Here is a 22,201-nt window from a genome sequence, read left to right on the forward strand (position 1 = left end):
AGCCAATCCGGCAGAATTGGTTCGCGGATGAGACCAATCGAAGTGGTTGACCGATTGGGCCGCTGGTCGTCCGGCCGCGGCCCTCTGTATGTGCTGCTCGCGACCCGCCTCCGGCAACTGATCGACGACGGCGAACTCCCGCCTGGTGCAGTGCTGCCGCCGGACCGTGCACTGGCCGGCGCGCTAGCGGTCGGGCGTACCACGGTGGTCGCCGCGTACGACCTGCTGCGTGCCGAAGGGCGCATCACCCGCCGGCAGGGCAGTGGTACGCAAGTAGCCGGCGTACCGTCCGGTGGGGTCGTACCGGACGCACCGGTTGATCCGATGTTCCTGGACTCACTGGAAGCGCGTGACGACGACGTACTGCTGGCCATCTGCGCGGCTCCTGGCGATCCACCCAAGGAGCTGGCCGAGGCGTACGTACGGATCGCCCCGGAGCTCGCTGCACTTGACCACGACATCGGCTACTACCCGTACGGGCATCCGGCCTTGCGGCAGGCACTGGCTGATCGCTACACGGCCCGTGGTGTGCCTACTGGGCTAGAGCAGGTCATGGTGACCAACGGAGGTCAGCAAGCACTGTCCTTGCTGGCACGTGCGTTGGTGTCGCCGGGTGATCGGGTGCTGGTGGAGGCGCCGACGTATCCGGGTGCACTGGAGGCGTTCCGGGAGCAGGGGGCTGTGCTGCATGGTTTGCCGGTGGGGCTGGAGGGCATCGAGGCAGCGGTCCGGGAGCGGCGTCCGGCGGTGGCTTATGTCATTCCGACCTACCACAACCCCACTGGGTCGGTGATGTCTGCGCTGACGCGGCAGCGGTTGGCCGGTGTGGGTGTTCCAGTGATCGAGGACGAGGTGCCGGCGGACCTGGGTTTCCCTGGTGAAGTGCAGCCCGCGCCGCTGGCCGCGTACAGCTCCGCTGCCATTTCCATCGGTTCACTCAGCAAGAGCGTCTGGGGCGGTCTGCGGATCGGGTGGATCCGTGCTGCGGCTCCTCTGATCAACCGGGTGGCCCGGCTGCGCGCCGTACATGACCTGGGCGGCAATGTCCCCACGCAGCTGGCCGCCGTACACCTCCTGCCCCTGCTGGACGCGCCGGCCCTTCACACCACCCTGAAGACCCGGCACGACCACCTGCATGCCCTGCTAGCCCGGTCCCTGCCCAGCTGGCAGGTCCCGACGGTCCAAGGCGGTCAGTGCCTCTGGGTACGCCTCCCGTACGGCGACGGCGCCTCCTTCGCCCAAACCGCCCTACGCCACGGCCTGGCAGTCCTCCCCGGCACCGGCCTCGACATCACCGGCGCCGGAACCCCGTACATCCGCCTGCACTTCCGAGCCCAACCCCCAGCCCTAACCGAAGCCGTCCACCGCCTGACCAAAGCCTGGGCCGCCTACAACCCACCAACCACCCACCCAGTCCCCCACCCAACCCTCGCCATCTGACTGGAAGGTGTAGAACACAACGTTCTACACTTGGACCATGGACAGCATCCCGGTACGCGAACTCAACCAGCACACCAGTGCGGTGCTGGCTCGGGTTGCCAACGGCGAGTCACTCGAAATCACGGTGAGCGGTCGCCCGGCGGCTCGGCTGGTTCCCATCGACGACGGCAGCACCGTCCGCAGCGATCTGATTCGCCGAGGTCGGCTGATTCCGGCCAGCGACCCCGGGCCACTCGTCCTGCCGCCAGGTGAGCCGGACCTCTCGGTGGACTCCACCGAGATCATCGCGGACCTCCGCGAGGAGCGGCTGTGATCTTCCTCGACTCGGCGGCGATTGTGAAGATGATCCGGCGTGAGGCGGAGAGCGCGGCGCTCGAGACCTGGCTCGCGACGCAGCCGGACAAGCAGCTCGTGGCGTCGGCGCTGGTACTCACCGAGGTGCCCAGGGCACTCCGGCGCTCCGACCCTGGACGGCTCGCCGCTGTGCCGACCGTGCTCGCCAGGCTGGACCGCGTCGCGGTGGACGAGACCGTACTCGCCACAGCGGCTGCCTACTCGGACCCCATGTTGAGAACACTCGACGCCATTCACCTCGCGAGTGCTCAGACGCTTGTGCTCGAAGGTATGTCCCTGACGGCGCTTGTCACCTATGACAAGCGGTTGTTGGCCGCGGCAGGTGAGGTGGGGCTGCCTACCGCGGCTCCGGGTGCCGGCTGACCGTCCGCTAGTTGGTGAAGTGGAGGGTCAGGTGGGCGGGGGTGGTTTTCAGTTTGTCTCGGTCGGGGAGGGCGGGGCCGCAGGCGGCTGTGCCTACTCCGGTTTGGGCGATGTCCAAGGTGACGTAGGTGGTGTCGCCGGGGACCAGGTCTGGGGTGTGTTTGGCGGACTCCAGGTCCTGGGTGGTCCAGTCGCGGACGGTCAGGCCGAAGAGGTCGTCTGCCGCTTCGATGCGGAGAGCGTCGAGCTTGGCCCAGCGGGTGTCGATTCGCTGGCCGTTCTCCTGCGGACGGACATACGGGGTCTGCAGCTCGGCGACAGTGGCGGTGTACTTCCCGACCGCCGCGGCCGCGCGGGTGTCCACGTACGCCTCGTTCGGCCCAGTACCGAACCATTCGACCTGCTGCACCTTCGGCAGCTCGAACGTGATGCCCAACCGGGGCAGCACCTCCGGGAACAGCCCCTCGGGTACGAGGCTGAGCTGCAGCACCACACCATCCTCAACCGCAGTCCAACGCCACGTAGCGCGCAGACCCCACTGCAGCGCGGGCGGCGCAGTACGAGTGACAACCTCCCACGCACCGTCGTTCTCACCCTGCGAAACGATCCGGTGCTGTACGCGGTGCAGGCCCTGCTCACGCCACGCGTCCGCGACCCCAGGAATCGCGTCGTTGTCGATCGGCGCCCGCCACACGTCCAGCCGAACGTTCTTCAGCCCGGCAACGTCGATCCCGTTCACCCCGGTCGTACCCGCGGCCGGCGTACCAGTCAGCACCGGAGCGCTCGCGGCCGGCTCGTCCAGCCGAACCTGACCCCAGGCGATCCGATGACCGGCGTCAGCCCACGAGGTCGCCTCCGCCAGCTCGGCGGTGACAGTCAGCCAGGTCTCCGGCCGGCCCTCGGCGCGCAGCTTGTCCAGCGCCGGCGGCAGCTCGACCGACGCCGACTCACCCGGCGCAAGCACCGGAACGGAGAACGCGCTGCTCTCGACCAGCTCGCCCTCGACCTCGACCCGCGCCGTGAACACGAGATGACTGGTGTCCAGCACCTCGTAGTGGTTCGTCACCGTCACCCCACCGTTGCCATCAGCAACGATACGGACCGGCTCGATCACCTTGATGAACTCGTGCATCCCGGGCGACGGCGTCCGGTCCGGGAACAGCAGCCCGTCGCAGACGAAGTTCCCGTCGTGGATCGACTCGCCGAAGTCACCGCCGTACGCGTAGACCTCGCGCCCGTCGATCGTGGTCCGCAGCCCGTGGTCGATGAACTCCCAGATGAAACCGCCCTGGCAGCGCGGGTACTTCTCGAACACCTCGCGGTAGTCCAGCAGCCCGCCCGGCCCGTTGCCCATCGCGTGCCCGTACTCACACAGGATGTACGGCAGGTTCCGGTACTTCGAGGTGTCCGCGCCGATCTCCGCGCACTGCTCCGGCGACGCGTACATCCGCGAGTAGATGTCGACGAACTCCGCCTCGGTGTCGCGCTCGTAGTGCACCGGCCGCGACGGGTCGAGTTCCTTGACCAGGTCGTACATGGCCTTCAGGTTGTCGCCCATCCCGCACTCGTTGCCGAGCGACCAGATCACGATCGACGGGTGGTTCTTGTCGCGGTGTACGGTCCGGCGCATCCGGTGCACCAGATCGTCGCGGAACCGCTCGTCCATCACCGGGTTGGGCAGTTTCGGCGGCTGCGGTTCGTACCCGAAACCGTGTGATTCCAGGTCGCACTCGTCGATCACGTACAGGCCGTACTCGTCGCACAGCTGCAGGAAGTGCGGGTGCGGCGGGTAGTGGCTGGTGCGTACGGCGTTGATGCCGGCGCGCTTCATGATCAGTACGTCGTCGAGCATGTCCTGCTCGGTCACCGCACGGCCGCGATCCGGGTGGAACTCGTGCCGGTTGACGCCGTTGAACAGCACCCGGTTGCCGTTCACGGTGAAGATCCCGTCGACGATCGCGACCGTACGGAACCCGATCCGCAACCGGACGTCACCACCGGCGGTACGCAGCACGGCGTCGTACAACCGCGGCACCTCGGCGCTCCACGGCTGCACGCCCTCGACGCGGGTGTGCTCGCCGGTCGGTACCTCCAGCCCGAGCTCCGGGATGCTCACCGTGCCCGCGACGTCGGACTCGACCAGCAGCGTGCCGGCGCCGTCGACGTGGTCCCAGGCCGCCTTCACGAACACGTCGGTCGGCGCGTCCGGGCGGAGCGCGAGCAGGTTGACCTCGCGGAAGATCCCGGACAGCCACCACATGTCCTGGTCCTCGACGTAGCTGCCGGCCGACCACTGGTGTACGCGGACCGCGATCTGTGCTTCGTTGCCGGGAGCAACCAGCTCGGTGATGTCGAACTCCGAGGCCAGCCGGGATCCGGAGGACCACCCGACCCATTCGCCGTTCACGTACACCGCGAACCGGGAGTCGACGCCCTCGAACCGGAGCACGATCCGGGCGCCCGCGAAGTCGTCCGGGACGGTGACGGTGCGGACGTAGTCGCCGGTCGGGTTGTCGGTCGGCACGTACGGCGGCTCGAGCGGGAACGGGTAGACCACGTTCGTGTACGCCGGCTTGCCGTACCCGCTGAGCTGCCAGTGGCCCGGGACGGTGATGGTGTCCCAGCCGGTGGTGTCCGGGTCGGTCAGGTCGTCCGGGGCGGTCGCCACCGTCGGCGACAGCCGGAAGCTCCACTCCCCGCCGAGCGGCACCCGCCGGGCGTCGTCATCCAGCCAGGAACGCGGGGGCAGCAGGTTGGCCCCGGACCCGAAGTCCTCAACGTAGTCACTCACGAGACCCGAGCCTACGGCCAACTTGTTCACAACTCCACACCTATCAACAGATATGGACAACAAACCCCCAACCACTCACCCGGAGCAACAGCACGGGCGGGGCGCGGGGCGGCGTGGGGTGGGGCGTTGGGCGGTTGGGTGTTGGGAGGCGGGGCGTGGGTTATGGCTGGCAGTTCTTGCAGATGCCGACCAGGGCTACCTGTTCCGGGGCCAGGTGGAAGCCGAGTTCGCGGGCCAGTTTCTTGCGGGCCGACTCCAGGATGTCGCCGGGCGCGTCGATCACCGTGCCGCACTCGGAGCAGCGCAGATGCAGATGCCGCGGCGCCAGATCCCCCGCCAGGTGGTACGTCGTCCCGGCCCGCCCAAGGTGCACATGCGTGACCAGCCCGAACTCACCCAGCGCATCCAGCGCCCGGTACACAGTCGCCCGGTGAATCCCCGGCCGCAACTGCTCGGCCCGCTCACCGATCTGCTCGGCACTCAGGTGCTCTTCGGTGCCCGCGAGCACCTCGACCACCGCGAGCCGAGCGGGGGTGACCCGCTCGCCCCGATCCCGCAACCGCTGCGCGCTGACCTCAACCGCACTCGTCATCCGCGCTCCTTCGTCTACGCCCTGGGCACCATCAAACCAGGCTCAGGACTTCTTCGTCGCGCTCTTCTTGGCCGTCGTTTTCTTCGCGGTCGTCTTCTTGGCCGCCGTGGTCTTCTTCGCGGCAGTCTTCTTCGCCGTGGTCTTCTTGGCAGCTGTCTTCTTGGCGGCAGTCTTCTTGGCCGGCCGCTTCACCGGCCCACGCGCTCGCTTCTCCGCCAGCAGTTCAGCCGCCCGCAGCAAGGAGATGGTGTCGACCGAGTCGTCCTTGCGGAGCGTCGCGTTCGTCTCCCCGTCGGTGACGTACGGACCGAAGCGGCCCTCCTTCACCACCACCGGCTTCTTCGACTCCGGGTCCTCGCCCAGCTCCTTCAGCGGCGGTGCGGCCGCCCGGCGACCACGCTGCTTCGGCTCCGAGTAGATCTTCAGCGCCTCTTCGAGGGTGATGTCGAACATCTGCTCCTCGGAGGACAGCGACCGCGAGTCCGTACCCTTCTTCAGGTACGGCCCGTAGCGCCCGTTCTGCGCGGTGATCTCGTCACCGCTCTCCGGATCGACACCGACCACCCGCGGCAGCGACAGCAGCTTCATCGCGTCGTCCAGCCCGATCGACTCGAGCGTCATCGACTTGAGCAGCGACCCGGTCCGCGGCTTCGCACCCTTCGGCGCGTCCTCGGGAAGCACCTCGGTCACGTACGGACCGAACCGCCCCGCCTTGGCCACCACCTTCAAGCCGGTGTCCGGCGCGTTCCCGAGCTCGTGCTCGACCCCGGACGGCTGCTCCAGCAGTTCCTTCGCCTTGTCGACGGTGAGCTCGTCCGGCGGCAGGTCCTCGGGTACGTTCGCGCGCCGCTCGTCCTTGTCCTCGACATACGGCCCGTACCGCCCGACCCGGACCACGACCCCGCTGTCGTCCCCGCCGACCGGGAACGTCGACATCTCCCGGGCGTCGATGTCGCCCAGGTCGGTCACCATCGACTGCAGGCCCTCGAGGTTGTCGTCGCCGAAGTAGAACCGGGCCAGCACGCCCTCGCGCTGCAGGTCACCGGCGGCGACCTCGTCGAGGGTGTCCTCCATCGAGGCGGTGAAGGTGTAGTCCACCAGCCGGGTGAAGTGCTCCTCCAGCAGCCGGACCACGGCAAACGCCAGCCAGGCCGGTACGAGCGCCTGGCCCTTCTTGTAGATGTACTTGCGGGCCTGGATCGTGCCGATGATCGACGCGTACGTCGACGGCCGGCCGATCTCGCGCTCTTCCAGCTCGCGGATCAGCGTCGCTTCGGTGTAGCGCGCCGGCGGCTTCGTCTCGTGCCCCGAAGCCAGCACCTCGAGCGCGGGCAGTACGTCGCCCTCTTCCACGTTCGGGAGACGGGTCTCCTGGTCGTCGGTGCCGGCGGACGGATCGTCCGCGCCTTCGACGTACGCCTTGAGGAACCCGTGGAACGTGATCACCCGGCCGGACGAGGTGAACTCGCACTTCTCCCCGGTCGAGGCGGTCGCGTCGATCTTGATCGAGACGCTGTTCCCGGCCGCGTCCTTCATCTGGGACGCGATCGTCCGCATCCAGATCAGCTCGTACAGCCGGAACTCGGGGCCGCTCAGACCGGTCTGCGCCGGAGTCTGGAAGGTCTCGCCGGCCGGCCGGATCGCCTCGTGTGCCTCCTGCGCGTTCTTCACCTTGGAGGTGTAGACGCGCGGCTTCTCCGGCAGGTACGACGCGCCGTACAGCTCCCGGACCTGCGCCCGGGCGGCGGTGATCGCGGTGTCCGACAGCGTCACGCTGTCGGTACGCATATAGGTGATGTTGCCGTTCTCGTACAGCCGCTGGGCGACCTGCATCGTCTGCGACGCGGACATACCGAGCTTCCGCCCGGCCTCCTGCTGCAGCGTGGTGGTACGGAACGGGGCGTACGGCTTGCGGGTGTACGGCTTGGACTCGATCGACCGGACCGTGAACTGCGACTCGCGCAGCGCACCGGCCAGCGCGGTCGCGGTCGCCTCGTTCAGGTGGACCGTGTTCGCGCCCTTGAGCTCACCGGTCGAGCTGAAGTCGCGGCCCTGCGCCACTCGCTTGCTGTCCACCGAGACCAGGCGGGACGGGAACTGCCGCGGCGTCCGGCTCTCACCGGCGTCCAAGGTCGCGTCCAGGTCCCAGTACGAGGCGCTGCGGAAGGCGATCCGCTCGCGCTCGCGGTCGACCACCATCCGGATCGCGACCGACTGCACCCGGCCCGCCGACAGCCTCGGCATGACCTTCTTCCAGAGCACCGGCGAAACCTCGTACCCGTACAGCCGGTCCAGGATCCGGCGCGCCTCCTGGGCGTCGACGAGCGCCTCGTCGATGTCCCGGGCGTTGCCGACCGCGTCCTGGATCGCCTTCGGGGTGATCTCGTGGAACACCATCCGGCGGACCGGGACCTTCGGCTTCAGCTCCTCCAGCAGGTGCCAGGCGATCGCCTCGCCCTCACGGTCCTCATCTGTCGCCAGGAAGAGCTCGTCGGCGCCCTTGAGCAGGTCCTTGAGCTTGCGGATCTGCGCCTTCTTGTCGGCCGGCACCACGTACAGCGGGTCGAAGTGGTCCTCGACGTTCACGCCGAGCCGTGCCCACGGCAGGCCCTTGTACTTCGCCGGGATCTCGTCGGCGCCGCTCGGCAGGTCCCGGATGTGGCCGAAGCTGGACTCCACCACGTACCCGGACCCGAGGAAGCCGGCGATCATCCGCGCCTTCTTCGGCGACTCGACGATCACCAGACGCGTGCCCGCCGCTGTCTTCGTCCCTGCTGCCCCTGCCACTGCGCTCCCTACTCTCGTCCCTGCCGACAACGCCCTTCCACCGACGCCTGTTCCCCCGGCACAGACCGACTCGCCCGAGGACAGAGTACGGCCGACGGCAACGCATTTCTCAACGCACGGTAACCGGTCCGGCCCCTGGTACGCCTCCCAGGGTTTCAGAAAGTGGCGAACGCCCCACCCGGACCGCGCGTCGCGACCAGGCTTACGAGCGTACGCCGTCTCAGCCGGCGAACCGTACTTCGGGGAACTTCGGCGAATCGCCGCGGAGCAGCAGGACCGGGCGGCGGCGCAGCGTCAGGTCGAAGAACGCGCCCAGGTACTCGCGCTGCGCGAGCACGCTCCGGGCCGGTTTCGCGCTGCCGACCAAGGCCCGCATCACCGAGCCGATGACCGGGTCGTTGCCGTAGATGTCGTGGAACAGCTGGGAGAAGATGAACTGGTAGTCGGTGAACGCCTTCTGTTTGGTGTGCAGCAGTGCCAGATTCAGCCGGCCGCCGCGCTGCGCCGCCCAGAAACTCGCCCAGGACGGGTCGTAGTTGTCCTTGCCCGGGTCGGTGCGCTGGCTCTGGTCCGACCCGAACAGCAGGAACGGCCGATTCAGCCCCTTCTCGGCGACCTCACCAAGTGGCCCCTTGGCCCGGTCGTCCTGGAGCGTGCCGTCCAGGTCCACTCCGGCGGCCACCCGCCGGTCCACGAGCATCGTGTTCGCGGTCGTGTACCCGCCGAGCCCGTAGCCGAACATGCCGACCTTGCGCAGGTCGAGGCTGTCAGCGAGTCCGTCCGGCAAGTCCTTTCCGTCGGCGTCCGGGTTCTGCCCGTCGGCGAGGTGCTCCAACTGGTTCAGTACGAACCGCGCATCCGCCGTACGCGTCTCGAGTGCTGTCCGGGTCCAGGCCGGATCAGGCACCTCGGGCGCCGGCGCTCCGGGCAGGAAGCGCCCGCGCGGGAACTCGACCGGCGACTCGTGCGAATGGTCGATCGTGACCACGACGTACCCACGGCTGGCCAGGTCCTCGACCTGCGCGGTGTTCACGAACCGGCTGTCCCCCTGGCCGGGCGAGAACAGGACGACCGGGTGGCGGAGCGGTTGGACGGGGACGTCGACGCGCGCGTGCGTCAGCGTGTTCGCGAAGTCGAACGACCCGGGCGGCAGCGCCAGCCCTTCCTCGCCGGTCCACGCCTCGTCCACGTCGGCCGCAGTCTTCGGCGGCATGTACCTCGCGAACGGTGCACTCGCCGACATCGACGCCGGGTACCAGACGCTGATCATCAGCTCCCGCTGCCCGCTCGGCATGCTCGGGTCCTGCCGGGACCGGTCGATCAGATGGATCGCGGTCGTCCCGAGCGCCTTCCGCCCGGTCGGCGCCGGTACGCGGAACCTCACCGGATGAAAGTCGGGGTCGCCCTGCGTACGGAACTCGCCCGGATCGACCCGTGAACGGAACTCGTCCGGGTCGAGCGGCGTACGGAACTGGTCCGGATCGAGCGGTCGCGCGGACGCGAGGCCCGGCATGAGGAGCGCCAACCCCGCAGCCGCACCGGCCGTGAGCACGTGACGCCTGGTTGGCTTGAGGCTGCTGAGGCTGCTGTGGCTGCTGAGTCGTTGACGCGGCATGCGACTCATGGTCACCGCCACGCTTCTCTCCGTGATGAAGACCACATCCCAACTCGATGACAGCCGCCCTCACCCCAACCCTCCAACTCAGGGGTCAGCCCCGCAGGTGCAGGGTTGGCCCCTCGAATTCTCAGGGGGCAACCCTCCAACTCAGGGGTCAGCCCCGCAGGTGCAGGGGGCAAGCTGCTGACAAGATGACGGGATGCGAGAGTTGGCGGGGCGGGTGGTGGACGGGTTGCGGGCGGCGTTCGTGTCGGCCGGGTACACCGTGGCTGGGGTTGCGGAGCGGCTGGGGGCGGAGGCGAACGCGGCGCTTGCGCGGAACGAGACCTCGCCGGCGGCAGCGCGTACGGGGAGCGACGATCCGCTGGACACCATGATCCGGTTGTTTCTGCTGCAGCGAAGCGTGCCAGAAGAGCTTGTCCGCAACGCGTTTCCCGGTGTCGAGCTGGTTGCCTTGGGCATCATCGAGGTGAGTGGCGGCGAAGCCCGCGCGGTGCTGGACATCCGCCCGTTCGCGGACGACGAGCGGGACTGCTGGGTGGTCGCCGACCTCACCCCGGGCCTGGACGGGCGCCGCGAGGCGATGCGCAGCGACTACGTCCTCGGCATCGCACCGGCCAGCCTGAGCCTGATGCAGCTGACTGTTCCGGTCAAGGCGGACCGCGCGCTGGACATCGGCACCGGCTGTGGGATTCAGTCGCTGCACCTCGCGGACCGGGTCAACCAGCTGGTCGCGACTGACGTCAACCCGCGCGCACTGCAGCTCGCCGGCTGGACCGCTGCGCTCAATCACGTCGACGTCGACCTCCGCGACGGCAGTCTGTACGAGCCGGTGCGGGGCGAGCGCTTCGACCTGATCGTCAGCAACCCGCCGTACGTCATCTCACCGCCCGGTGGTGACCTCACGTACCGCGAGACCGGGTTCGCCGGTGACACCGTGGTCGAGCAGCTCGTACGAGAAGCGCCGGAGCACCTGACTGATGGTGGCTGGTGCCAGCTACTCGCCAACTGGACCTGTGTACGCGGCGAGCCGTGGCAGGACCGCATTGCCCGGTGGACGGGTGACCGCTCCGCATGGGCGGTCCAGCGCGAACAGCTCGACCCGTCGGAGTACGTGGAGCTGTGGCTGCGCGACGCGGGGCTGCACGGCTCACCCGCGTACGCGACCAGGTACGACGAGTGGATGCGCTACCTGGACCAGCACGACGTAGAGGCCATCGGCATGGGCTGGATCAGCCTGCACAACGTCGACGGCACGCTGTACGCCGAGTCCTGGCCGTACGAGATCGAGCGTCCGATCGGTCCGCACGTACTGCACCGGTTCGAACGCGTTGAGGGCCTGCCGGCCGATCTGACCGGTCTGCACTTCCGCGTCGCCGAGGACGTGATCCAGGAAACCACTGGTCAACCAGGCGCCGAGGACCCGGCCACCATCGTGCTGCGACGTCAGCGTGGGATGCGTAGGGCCGAGCAGGTCGACACCGTACTGGCCGGCTTCGTCGGCGCGTGTGACGGCGAGCTGAGCACCGGACAGATCCTTGCCGCCCTGGCTGACCTCATGGAGCGGCCGGTGGTCGACGTGCTGTCGGAGTACCTCCCACAGGTCAAACAGCTTGTAGTAGAAGGCTTCCTGGACTACTGACGGGACTACTGGCAGGGACTACTGGGCAGAGCGGCGACGGCGCTTCTCCGCGTACATGCGGCGATCCGCCTCCGTCAGCAGGTCACCAACCGACGTACCGTCCGCACTACTCGCCTGACCGACGCTGAGCCGCAGCATCGCGAACCAAGGCGCTTCAGCCCGCTCAGCCTCCCGCTCCGCCGCGGACTTGATCCGCTCAACCAACTCGGGCGCACCACGCTCATCCGGGTTGTCCAGCACTACGACGAACTCGTCACCACCTGCACGAGCTACCACATCCTCCGCACGGCACTGCTCAGTCAGCAGCTGTCCGACCCGCCGCAGCACCTCGTCACCACACGCATGCCCGTAGCTGTCGTTGATGACCTTCAGGTTGTCCACATCGATCGCCACTACTGCCACCGAGCGACCAGAGTCGTGCGCTACTGACATCCGCTCGTCCAGAGCTCGCCGGTTGCCCACTCCGGTCAGCGGGTCCTCCCGGGCCGCCTTCCACTCGGCGTCATGCCGGATTGACAGCTCATGGTTGGCAAGGGCGCTGCGTACGGCGTACAGACCGCGCAACCGCTCGGCCCACCAGCCACGGCTGATCGCCCGCGCGTACTGCAGGCCGACGGTCGCGCCGGTGTCCCCGGACTCCGCCACGATCTGCACTGCCGTGTGCCGAATCAGCGCCTCCACCGGCGGATCGGAGGTCGGCGGCAAATCACTCGCCGCCCGGTCCGCCGCGGCCAGTGCCTCGTCGATCCGCCCGAGCGAGAGGTACGCCCGCGCCAGGTACGTACCCGCGATCGCCGCCAGCTCGTAGTCGCCCAGTTTCGCGAGCTGGTCCCGGCAGTCCTTCAGGATCACCGACGCCTCGGCCGCACCGGTCTCGTCGTCGCTCGCCGCCAGCCACATCCGCCCGGCCATCGGCCAGTACCCGAGCAGGTCAGCGGCAAGAATCGCGTCCACCGCCTCAGCGGCCCATCGGTGCGCGGCCTGCCGGCGCTGCCTGATCTCCTCGTCGTACGACTGGTCGCCGAGCCGCTCCAGCTCGTGCGCCCAGCGCAGGTTCGACTCGGCCAGGTTCAGCCGGTTGATCGCGGGCGCTTCGCGGAGCCCCAGCGGATCATGGTCGCCGTCCGCCGCCAGCTCGAAGTGCGGGATGCACAACTCGTACAGCCGCAGCAGGTCGTACGCGTAGCCGAGGCCGGTGTGCGCCCAGCCGGCCAGACCGAGATCCCGGGTCCGCGACAAGGCGTTCTCCGCGGCGACCAGGTCCGCGACCGAGTCACCGCCCTCGCCGGTGCGGATCAGGGTGACGATCCGGAGCGCGATCGCGTTCGCCTCCCAGCCCGGCTCGTCGATCGCCCGCGCGACCCGGATACAGCCGTCGACCGCGTCCAGGGCCTCGGCCGCGTCGGTGCCGTGGTGCGCCGCGACGGCCCGCACGTACTCGGCGGCCGCCCGCTCGTGACTGGGCTCCGGGCCGAGCTCGGCGAGCAGCGCGCTGATGTCCTGCCCGGCCTCGGCCGGACTGCCGGACTGGGCCCGCGTCATCGCCGCCGCGATCCGTGTCGTCACCCCCGACGTCTCCCGCACCGCACCTCCCCTCCCAGTCTCACACTTTCCGTCGCTTGTCCGCGTACAGGCGCTGGTCCGCCACCGCGACCAGCTGATCCACCGCGATTCCCTCGGCCGTCGCCGCGAACCCGAGGCTCAGCCCGAGCCGGCGCAGCCACGGCTTCTCCGTCGCCGCCGCGATCGCCTCGACCGCTACCCGGATCCGCTCGGCCAGCTGGGCACCGCCCTTGGCGTCGGGCTGATCGAGCACCACGAAGAACTCGTCGCCCCCCGATCGAACCACGGCATCGGTGGCTCGTGCCTGTTCTACCAGCAGATTTGCCACAACCTGCAGCAACTCGTCGCCGCACGCGTGCCCGAAGCTGTCGTTCACGATCTTCAGGTTGTCCACGTCGATCGCCAGCAAGGTGACCGCGCGGCCCGAGTCACGGGCCGCCGTCAGCCGCTCGGTCAGGGCCCGCCGATTGCCCACACCGGTCAGCGGATCCTGCCGCGCCGCGTGCCACTCGGCGTCGTGCCGGGCCGGTAGGTCGTGCGCGGCCAGAGCATGCCGGACCGCGTTGAGCGCCCGCTGCCGCTCCTTCCACCAGCCCCGTGCGACCGACTGCGCGTACGCCAAACCGGCCAGCGCGCCGGGATCACCACCGATCGCCTCGAGCTCCGACCGGGTTTGGAGGACCAGCACCTGAGTCGCGGGGTCGGCCAACGGAATCAGATCGGCAGCGGCCCGGTCCGCGGCGGCCTTCGCCTGCTCGGACTTTCCCGCTGCCTGTAACGCGCGGGCCAGGTACGCGCCGGCGATCGCGAGCCGCTCGGTCTCACCCAGCTTGCTGATCTCGTCCCGGATCCCGGTCAGGTCGGCAACCGCTTTCGCCGGGTCCTCGCCGGTCGCGGCCGCGGCCAGCCAGAGCCGGGCACTGAGCCGCCAGAACTCCTGGCTCTCGTCGTCCACGACCACGCGCTCGGCCTCCCGGGCCCAGTACGCGGCCGAGGCCAGCCGGTCGGCGATCTCCCTTGTATACAAAGGATCGCCGAGCCGTTCCAGTTCGTGCGCCCAGCGCAGGTACGTCTCGGCGAGGTTCAGCCGGTCGATCGCCTCGGCTTCGGCGAGCTCGAACACGTCGTCGTCCAGCTGGGTGGCCCGTTCGTAGTGCGGAATGCACAGCTCGAACAAGCGCAGCACGTCGTACGCGTACCCGAGACCGGTGTGTGCCCAGGCGGTCAGGCCGGCGTCCTTCGTCCGGTTCAGCGCGGCTTCGGCGGCGACCAGGTCGTTGACCGTGTCCCCACCCCGGCCGCTGCGCGCGAGGTTGATGATCCGGATCGGCAGCGCGTTCGCTTCCCAGCCCGGTTCGTCGATCGCACGGGCGATCTCGATGCACGCGTCGACTGCCCGGAGCGCTTCGTCGGCATCACTGGCGTGATGCGCAGTCACTCCGCGGACGTACTCGGCCGCCGCCAGCGCGTAGCTGGGTACGCCGCCGAGCTCGGACCGGACCGCCTCGATCTCGGCCGCAGCGCCGGCATGCCCGCCCGACTGCGCAGCGGTCATCGCCCCGGCGATCCGGGCGGTCAGCGCCGCGTCCGCCGGCATCGCGCCATTCCCCATACCCGCAGACGGCCCTTTCCTGATCCGTCACCCGCACCTCGGGCCGGACCGCCCATTGTGGCCACCGACCCGGCTCCTGTCACGACCCGATACCGCCAGCGACCACCTGGTGCCACAATCAGTACACGCCGCGTCGCCATTTGCCTTGCCCCCAGGGGCAGGGTTTTACCGTGCGGCGGTGAAGTTCTCCGTCAGTTACAGCACGCCCGCGTACGGGACCGATCCCGAGCGGCTGGTCCGGTTCGCGCGGCACGCCGAGGCCTGCGGCTTCGAGGGTTTGTACGTACCCGAGCACCTCGCCCTCCACCAGGGCGCCACCTTCGGCGGGTACGAGCTGCCGGCCGACCTTCCGTACGGCGATCCGCTCGAGCTACTGACCTTTGTCGCGGGGGCCACTGAACGGCTGCTGCTCGGGACCGCGGTGTTGTTGCTGCCCTACCACCACCCGGTGCAGCTCGCGAAGCGGCTGGCGACGATCGACGTGCTGTCCCAGGGCCGGCTGCGGCTGCTGACAGTCGGGGTCGGGAGCCTGCCGGGCGAGGCGCGGGCGATGGGCATCGACTTCGCTTCGCGCGGGCGACGGACGGACGAGGCGATCGACGTACTGCGGCTGCTGTGGTCGGGCGCCGACGTCAGCTACTCGGGCGAATTCTTCGAGTTCGAGAACGTGAGCAGCTTTCCGCATCCGTTGGCACCGCTGCCGATCCACATCGGCGGATCGAGCCGGGTCGCCGCTCGCCGCGCCGGCGCCCGGGGCGACGGGTACTTCCCGGGCGGCGCGCTGACCCCCGCCGAGCGCGCGGCACAGTGGGATCTCGTCCGGACAACAGCCGGCCGGGACGATCTCGAGTACACCCGCTGGGCGTCCATCGACCTGACCGCGGAGGCCGTCGCGGCGTACGCGGAGCAAGGCGTCACCCGCCTTGTCGTCACCTCGGCCGACCTCGCTGACCTGACCACCTTCGCCGAACGGCTGATTTAGGACACCCGCTTGCCGTCCTCGCAGAGCACGACGGTGCCTTCGCGGATCGCGTCCAAAGCAGCGGTCAGGCGGTGCGCGAGCATCGGTTTGCCGAGCGTACGGGCCTGATCGAGCGTGTACAGACCGGTCGACAGGATCTCGCCGTCCGGGAAGACGAACCCCGCGACGTCAGCCTCCTCCAGCACGCCGCCGTCGAACACGAACACCATCGCGTCGGGGCGCCCTTTGGACCCGTGCACGTGGTCGACGACCAGCAGGCGGCCGACCGCGCGATCGGTGCCGAGCTCCTCGGCCAGCTCCCGCGTCGCCCCGGCCCACGGCGACTCATCGGCCTCGACGACACCGCCGGGGATCTCCCAGTTCGACTTGTAGGACGGCTCGACCAGCAGCACCCGCCCGTCCGCCGACCGGAACAGCACCCCGGCAGCCACCCGCTTCCGCGGCAACCCCGCCAGGTACTCCGGGTACTCCGGCACCGTTTCGCCCACGCCCATCAGGTCCTCCCCACCAGTGCACCACGCCCCTCCAACCCGGTTCCCCAAACCGGTTTGGGGAATGGAACGGCCCATTCCGGGAGTGCAACCTTCCCCGCTCCACGTACAAAACCGCCCCAAACCGGTTTGGGGAACGCAGCACCCACTTGATGAAAGCCGGCGGGCACCCCCCGGGCGGCGTTACCCGGCAGCTTGCTCGGGGGTGGTGGCGTGCAAACGAACAGGGAGGGTTTCGACGCCGTACACGAGGGAGAAATCGCGGAAGCGGAGCTGGGTCTCCGGGACGGCGAGGGCCAGGTCGGGGAAGCGGTGGGCGAGCGCGGTGAACGCGGCCCGGAGCTCCATCCGGGCCAGCTCGGCGCCGACGCAGCGGTGCATGCCGTGGCCGAAGGCGAGATGCGCGGCCGAGGCGTTCCGGCGCGGGTAGAAGTCCTCCGCGTCCGGGCCGAAAATCGCCTTGTCGCGGTCCGCGCCGGACAGCGAGATGGCGACCAGGTCGCCCTTCTTCAGCTGGTGACCGAACAGCTCCTGATCGTGCTTGGCGAACCGCGGGAACGCGACCTGGACCACGGTCAGGTACCGCAGCAGCTCCTCGACGATCCCGTCGACGGCGCCCGGCTCGGTCCGGATCCGCTCGAAGTTCTCCGGATCCCGCATCAGCACCAACGTGCCGAGCGCGAGCATGCTCGCGGACGTCTCGTACCCGCCCAGGAAGACGCCGTCGGCGAGCCCACCGAGCTCGACGTCGTCGATCGCGTCACCCTGCTCGCGGATGATCGACCCGATCAGCCCGTCGCCCGGGTTCGCGCGCTGCTTCCGGACGATCTCGAACAGGAACTCCCGCGACTCGCTGGCCGACCCGAACACACCGATCCCGCCGCCGGACAGGTCGAACCGGGCCGGGCCGAGGGCACGGAACCGGTCCCGGTCCTGCTCCTCGACGCCGAGCAGGTCCGCGATCAGCAGGAATGGCACGTTGAAGGCGAAGTCCGAGACGATGTCGACGACCGGGCCCTTGGCCTCCATCAGGTCGAGCTGGTCGTTGACGATCTTCTCGATCGCCGGCTCCAGCCGGGCCAGCCGGCGCTTGGTGAACTCCGGGGTGAGCAGCTTCCGCAGCCGGGTGTGGTCCGGCGGGTCGGTGAAGCCGAGGCCGCCGATCCCCTCCGACGGCTTGTTCGGGTCCGAGCCGACCAGCGGGCGGATGTCGTTGCTGAAGTTGGTGGAGTCGCTGAGCACGACCTTCGCCTCGGCGTGCCCGCTGACCATCCAGACGTTCATCCCGAACAGGTGGGCCAGTTTGTGGACCGGCTCCGTCTCCCGCACTCGCGCGAGCTCGGGCACCGGATCCAGGCCCTGCCGGCGCAGCGGCATCGAAACCTGGCTCGGGAACATCCGCATCTTCGACAGGTCGAGACCACCCTTGCGAGTGGTCCTGTTGAGGATCCGGCTGCCGACCCAACGCTTCAGGTATGTCGCAACCATGACTTCTATGGTCCCTCTCTACTGCGCCCCGACGGCTTTCGTCACTCAAAATTTAACGTCGCCGAGGACCAGATCTGATGGTGTTGGCACTACTCCGGTAGTGGCGTTGGCACCACCATGGGAGGGGGCCATGGCCTGCCAGCAGAGAACCCTGTCACGGACGGGGCCTTCACTGCCACCTGAAACCACCTGTACTCCGCCCTGGCGCGCGACATGCCGTGCCTAGGGGAGCTTTCAGGGAAAAACCAGACGAAAGTCGGGGCCGGTGTCAGACTTCGGGTTGTTGCCTTCGTCCACGATGTTCAGAAGTAGTACGGCGTGACGACGCGAAGAACGTCCACCAGCTTTGTCTTGACCTGGTCGCGCCGTGGGATCACGGTGATCCGGTCGCGCACCCGTACCCCGTGATCCGCGAGCACGTACAGGGCCCGCAGCGTACGAATCGTGTTGGTGACCTCTGGCCTGATCCCTTCGACCGGTGGATTCGACAGCGCCCGCAGAGCCGGATCGAGCCAGCCCGTGACGTCCTCATCGTTCAGGTCCGTACGAGTCAGGGTAGCTGCCAGCGCGTAACCGAGCCGGTCGTCCTCCAGGTCCTTGAGCGCGTACTCCGTCGGGGTCAGCAGCCGGCCGATGCCCAGCCGGAGCATCTGCACCGGCTCGACCGCGGAGTGCAGCCCGAGCGTGCCGAGCAGGTCGGCGCCGTGGGCCACCGCGTGCAGCCAGCCGAGCTTCTCGTCGTACCCGCGGAGGTCCGCCTCGGCCACGTACCAGCGCTCGAACGGCGGCACCCAGCTCGGCTCGAACACGCCGGCGGTCACGATCGCGTCCAGTACCAGCGGGGCGAACGTCCGCGCCTGGACCTCGCTGTCCGCGAACCGCGCCACCATCTCGTCGCCGAGCGCCCGCAGCTGCCCCGTGGACAGCACGCCACGCTCGATCCAGGTCGCCAGCGTGAAGTACGCCTGCCGGTCCCGGACGACCGGATCCGGCGACCGCAGCATCGCCACCAGCTCAGCCACCAGTACGTCCAGCGGCCGGTCGGTGGGGACCTCGTACCCGGAGTCGCGGACCTGCGCCCAATCGGTCATGCGCGGCACCGTAAGCGTTTGCCGGGGCCAGGCGCCACCCCGGGGTCCGGAATGGGAAACGGCCCGTGGCTCATCCGGTTGCCCAGATGTGCCACGGACCGTCGCGACCAGGACCCCTCAGCCCGGCCGGGCCCCGTGCCCCGGTCAGGGCCCCTCAACTCCGACCGGGGTGGTTCGGGTTACTACGCGTCGCGCTTGCTCGCCGAGAACAACGCGACCGCCATCAGCGCGACCGCCCAGCCGAGGAAGTACAGCAAGGCCCACCACGGCGTCAGTGCGTACTGGCCCGCGCCCGCGTTCGAACCGGCCAGGCCGAAGTCCTGCCCTTGGTTCAGGAACGAGGAACCGTTCGCGAACGGCGCCCAGCGGGCCAGGTCGTCACCGATCTTGGGGATCAGGTTGACCAGGTTCTCGACCAGCAGCGGCCAGAGGATCAGGATCGCGATCGCACCGGCGCTCTGCCGGATCAGGATGCCGACGGCCACCGCGAACACCGCGGAGATCGCGAACACCAGACCCTGACCGGCCAGCAGCCGCCACTCGGCCCCGGTCTTGATGGCCAGGTCGGCGTTGCTGGCGAACAGGCTGCCGACGCCCCAGGCGCCGAACGACGCGATCAGGCCGATGATGCCGGACAGGAACGCGACCACCGCGGTCTTGCCGAGCAGCAGCGCGGCCCGCTGCGGGACGGCCTGGAAGCTGGTCCGGATGGTGCCGAACCGGTACTCGGTGGTGACGGCCAGCGCGGCCATCACCATCATCACCATCTGGCTCAGCTGCGCGCCGGGCTGGGTGATGAAGATCGTCGCCTGCCGCTCCTCGTCACCCTTGAGGAAGCCGGTCGTCAGCGCCGCGAACCCGACGGTCAGCACGGCCGCGACGATCATGCACCACCACGGCGAGCGGGTGGAGAAGAGCTTGATCCGCTCGACAGTGATCACCGACATGTCAGTTGTCCTCCTTCGGACCCGCGGCCACCTCGGAACCCGATGGCGCGGCAAGCTGGGTCACGGCAGCGACCTCGTCGTGCGCGTGGTACTCGACCGAGTCACCGGTCATCTGCATGAACGCCTGCTCCAGCGAACCGCGCTGCAGCGTCAGCTCGTGCAGCACGATGCCGTGCGCGGCGGCGGCCTCACCGACCTGGTCGGTGGTCAGGTCGCCCTCGACGAACAGCACCTTGCCCTGGTCCTCGACGTCCTCGATCCGGGTCACCAGCTGCTGCTGGTTCAGGACGCCGGCCAGCTGGTCGAGCTGCGGGGTCCGCACCTTGACGGTGGTGCCGCTGGCGCGGTCGACGAACTCCTGGGTGCTGCTCTGCGCGATCAGCTTGCCGCGGCCGATGACGATCAGTTCCTCGGCGGTCAGCGCCATCTCGGACAGCAGGTGGCTGGAGACCAGCACGGTCCGGCCCTCGTCGGCCAGCTTGTGCATGAAGGTCCGGATCCAGACGATGCCCTCCGGGTCGAGGCCGTTCACCGGCTCGTCGAAGAGCAGCACCTCCGGGTCACCGAGCAGCGCGCCGGCGATCCCGAGCCGCTGCGACATACCCAGCGAGAAGGCACCGGCCCGCTTGTTCGCGACCGCGGACAGGCCGACCATGTCGAGCGCCTTGTCCACCGACGACTTCGGCAGCTTGTTGGACGCCGCCATCCAGGTCAGGTGGGCGCGGGCCGAGCGGTTCGGGTGCACCCACTTGGCGTCCAGCAGCGCGCCGACCTTGGTCAGCGGCTTGTGCAGGTCGCGGTAGCGCTGCCCGTCGATGGTGACTTCGCCGGACGTCGGGGTGTCGAGCCCGAGGATCATCCGCATGGTGGTCGACTTGCCGGCCCCGTTCGGGCCGAGGAAGCCGGTCACCTTGCCGGGTTTGACCTCGAAAGACAGGTTGTCAACGGCAACGGTCGCGCCGTATCGCTTGGTGAGGCCCTTTGCCTCGATCATCGCCGTACTCCTCGTTCGGTGGCGCACCTGGTGTTGTGGACTGTCGGTAACAAGTATCGAGGTCACCTGGGCCGGAAGCATCGGACCTCGGGCGGAACCGGTGTGTCCACCCGTGGGTTGATTCTTCCGTCCCCCGCCGCGCGGCTGCCATCGGTTAAAGCCCTGACCACAACCCCGACCCTCCCCTATGCGCCGCGGCCGCGCATCAGCCGAAAGTCGATGCGGGCCGGACTTTCGGCGCGGAAGGGCCCGGGTTTATCGCGAAACCGGGCGGTTCAGTCGAGCGGTACGCCGTACAGCACCAGGTTCTGGCTGTAGCGATGGGTGGCGCGATCGTACGAGCCGGTGCAGGTCACCAGCGCGAGCCGGGGCTTCGCCGCGCCGCTGAACAGGTCCGCCGGCAGGGCATTCTGCGCGTACGTACGACGTGAGACGATCCGGTACCAGTGCACGCCTCCGTCGCCGCCTGTCACCGCTACTCGCGCACCGACCGGTACATCAGGCAATGCGGCGAACACACCGCGTCCGCGAGTCGTGTCGATGTGGCCCGCCAGTAGTACCGTGCCGCCGGCCGATCCGGGCGCCGCACCGGCCGCCCACCACCCCACGTCGGCCGCTGACCCGGGCAGCTGCAACCGGCCGTCGCCGCCGGTAGCCACTGGCTGTACAGCAGCTGTCAGCACACCAGGCAGTTTCAGCCGCACGGGCGGTACGGCCGCTTCACGCTCTTCCGCTGCCGGTCCTGCCTTTGGTACGTCGCCTGTATCAGGTGGTTGTTTTCCGAAGAGTAGTACGAGTCCAATCGCCAGTGCGGCAACTCCAACGACACGCCGCCGTACGGAGATCGCCTTGCCGACGAGAATGAGTAGTACGCCCAGAGCGAGCAGCGCCACCGCCGTACGCGAACGGGCCTGCTGTGCGGCTGCCACCTGCCCGCCGTCACCAGTAGGTACGACCGGCGTGCCGGACGCCGTGCGGCAGGGACCGGCCACCAGCCGCAGGTCCATCTCGACTACTGGCTTGGCACCGTTCGCGACAGCTTCCACTGCGGGCGATGCTGCCTGCGGCAGGTCGCCTCCGATCAGCGTCAGGTACTGCTGGTGCTCCTGGCGCTGGAACACCAGCCAAGCGTTGTCGAATGCAGCTGTCTTGCCCTTGGCGGTCAGTGCGTCGAGCTGCTGTCGCTCAGCCAGCGACGGGATCGCCACCAGGCCAAGACCGAGTCGATCGGCTACAGCGAGCTCCTGCGCGGACAGGCGGCGATGGTCCCGTTCCAGCTGGGCGCCCGCCTTGCGTACGCACGCACTCCGGCCGTTGGTCTGCGCCAGCTGTGCGGCCCGGATGATGGTCAGGTTCAGCTGGTGTGCGCGGTTGAGATAGTCGAGATCAGGTTGCGGAGTGGCCGCGTACGCCGGTTGTGCTGCCATTGGGAGCCCCACCAGTGCC

General features: G+C 68.8%; 17 protein-coding genes. 5 read left to right on the plus strand and 12 right to left on the minus strand.

Annotated features, from left to right (window positions below):
* Positions 1 to 27 precede the first annotated feature (27 nt).
* The 3 genes from ABD260_RS25685 to ABD260_RS25695 are packed head-to-tail and all read left to right on the plus strand — an operon-like array spanning position 28 to position 2,157.
* A complete protein-coding gene (locus ABD260_RS25685; protein ID WP_344237198.1) occupies positions 28 to 1,440 on the plus strand; it encodes an aminotransferase-like domain-containing protein in 1,413 nt (470 codons plus the stop codon).
* A 37-nt stretch (positions 1,441 to 1,477) separates the two neighbouring features.
* Complete coding sequence (locus tag ABD260_RS25690) at positions 1,478 to 1,753, plus strand: type II toxin-antitoxin system Phd/YefM family antitoxin (RefSeq protein ID WP_344237200.1); 276 nt, start codon at positions 1,478 to 1,480, stop codon at positions 1,751 to 1,753.
* Complete coding sequence (locus ABD260_RS25695; protein ID WP_344237202.1) at positions 1,750 to 2,157, plus strand: type II toxin-antitoxin system VapC family toxin; 408 nt, start codon at positions 1,750 to 1,752, stop codon at positions 2,155 to 2,157. Before ABD260_RS25690 ends, ABD260_RS25695 begins: the two co-directional genes overlap by 4 nt.
* 7 nt (positions 2,158 to 2,164) lie before the next feature.
* On the opposite strand, the gene ABD260_RS25700 is transcribed toward ABD260_RS25695, so the two are convergent.
* From ABD260_RS25700 to ABD260_RS25715, 4 genes are all read right to left on the minus strand, one after another.
* A complete protein-coding gene (locus tag ABD260_RS25700; RefSeq protein WP_344237204.1) occupies positions 2,165 to 4,948 on the minus strand; it encodes a glycoside hydrolase family 2 TIM barrel-domain containing protein in 2,784 nt (927 codons plus the stop codon).
* 160 nt (positions 4,949 to 5,108) lie between these two features.
* Positions 5,109 to 5,540: a Fur family transcriptional regulator gene (locus tag ABD260_RS25705; RefSeq protein WP_344237206.1), complete on the minus strand. Its 432-nt coding sequence runs from the start codon at positions 5,538 to 5,540 to the stop codon at positions 5,109 to 5,111.
* 42 nt (positions 5,541 to 5,582) lie between these two features.
* On the minus strand, positions 5,583 to 8,327 hold the full coding sequence (gene topA / locus ABD260_RS25710) for a type I DNA topoisomerase (RefSeq protein ID WP_344237208.1): 2,745 nt from the start codon (positions 8,325 to 8,327) through the stop codon (positions 5,583 to 5,585).
* A 220-nt stretch (positions 8,328 to 8,547) separates the two neighbouring features.
* Positions 8,548 to 9,942, minus strand: a complete 1,395-nt coding sequence (locus tag ABD260_RS25715) for an alpha/beta hydrolase family protein (protein ID WP_344237210.1) — start codon at positions 9,940 to 9,942, stop codon at positions 8,548 to 8,550.
* A 202-nt stretch (positions 9,943 to 10,144) separates the two neighbouring features.
* Here ABD260_RS25715 and ABD260_RS25720 point away from each other — a divergent pair, with 202 nt between their 5' ends.
* Entirely contained in the window at positions 10,145 to 11,587 is a 1,443-nt protein-coding gene (locus tag ABD260_RS25720) for a DUF7059 domain-containing protein (RefSeq protein ID WP_344237212.1), read from the plus strand.
* Positions 11,588 to 11,605: 18 nt separating this feature from the next.
* Here ABD260_RS25720 and ABD260_RS25725 read toward each other — a convergent pair whose 3' ends face one another.
* Positions 11,606 to 13,171, minus strand: coding sequence for a GGDEF domain-containing protein (locus ABD260_RS25725; RefSeq protein ID WP_344237214.1), 1,566 nt, complete (start codon positions 13,169 to 13,171; stop codon positions 11,606 to 11,608).
* A gap of 19 nt (positions 13,172 to 13,190) precedes the next feature.
* Complete coding sequence (locus tag ABD260_RS25730) at positions 13,191 to 14,747, minus strand: GGDEF domain-containing protein (protein ID WP_344237216.1); 1,557 nt, start codon at positions 14,745 to 14,747, stop codon at positions 13,191 to 13,193.
* A 193-nt stretch (positions 14,748 to 14,940) separates the two neighbouring features.
* On the opposite strand from ABD260_RS25730, the gene ABD260_RS25735 reads away from it, so the two are divergent.
* The gene (locus ABD260_RS25735; protein WP_344237218.1) at positions 14,941 to 15,744 is read left to right on the plus strand and encodes a TIGR03619 family F420-dependent LLM class oxidoreductase; all 804 of its coding nucleotides are present in this window, start codon (positions 14,941 to 14,943) and stop codon (positions 15,742 to 15,744) included.
* Here ABD260_RS25735 and ABD260_RS25740 read toward each other — a convergent pair.
* The 6 genes from ABD260_RS25740 to ABD260_RS25765 form a co-directional block, all read right to left on the minus strand.
* The gene (locus ABD260_RS25740; RefSeq protein WP_344237220.1) at positions 15,741 to 16,238 is read right to left on the minus strand and encodes an NUDIX domain-containing protein; all 498 of its coding nucleotides are present in this window, start codon (positions 16,236 to 16,238) and stop codon (positions 15,741 to 15,743) included. The genes ABD260_RS25735 and ABD260_RS25740 overlap by 4 nt on opposite strands.
* A 180-nt stretch (positions 16,239 to 16,418) precedes the next feature.
* On the minus strand, positions 16,419 to 17,723 hold the full coding sequence (locus ABD260_RS25745) for a cytochrome P450 (RefSeq protein WP_344237222.1): 1,305 nt from the start codon (positions 17,721 to 17,723) through the stop codon (positions 16,419 to 16,421).
* A 302-nt stretch (positions 17,724 to 18,025) separates the two neighbouring features.
* Complete coding sequence (locus ABD260_RS25750) at positions 18,026 to 18,814, minus strand: DUF2785 domain-containing protein (protein WP_344237224.1); 789 nt, start codon at positions 18,812 to 18,814, stop codon at positions 18,026 to 18,028.
* A gap of 182 nt (positions 18,815 to 18,996) precedes the next feature.
* Positions 18,997 to 19,761 carry a hypothetical protein gene (locus tag ABD260_RS25755; protein WP_344237226.1) on the minus strand — a complete coding sequence of 255 codons (765 nt, stop codon included), beginning with the start codon at positions 19,759 to 19,761 and terminating at the stop codon, positions 18,997 to 18,999.
* 1 nt (position 19,762) lies between these two features.
* Positions 19,763 to 20,755: an ABC transporter ATP-binding protein gene (locus tag ABD260_RS25760; RefSeq protein WP_344237228.1), complete on the minus strand. Its 993-nt coding sequence runs from the start codon at positions 20,753 to 20,755 to the stop codon at positions 19,763 to 19,765.
* A gap of 275 nt (positions 20,756 to 21,030) precedes the next feature.
* Positions 21,031 to 22,182 (minus strand): DUF4142 domain-containing protein, encoded by a 1,152-nt coding sequence (locus ABD260_RS25765; RefSeq protein WP_344237230.1) that lies wholly within the window; start codon positions 22,180 to 22,182, stop codon positions 21,031 to 21,033.
* Between the last annotated feature and the right edge of the window lie 19 nt (positions 22,183 to 22,201).

The sequence above is a fragment of the Kribbella hippodromi genome, assembly GCF_039531045.1.
Lineage (GTDB): Bacteria > Actinomycetota > Actinomycetes > Propionibacteriales > Kribbellaceae > Kribbella > Kribbella hippodromi.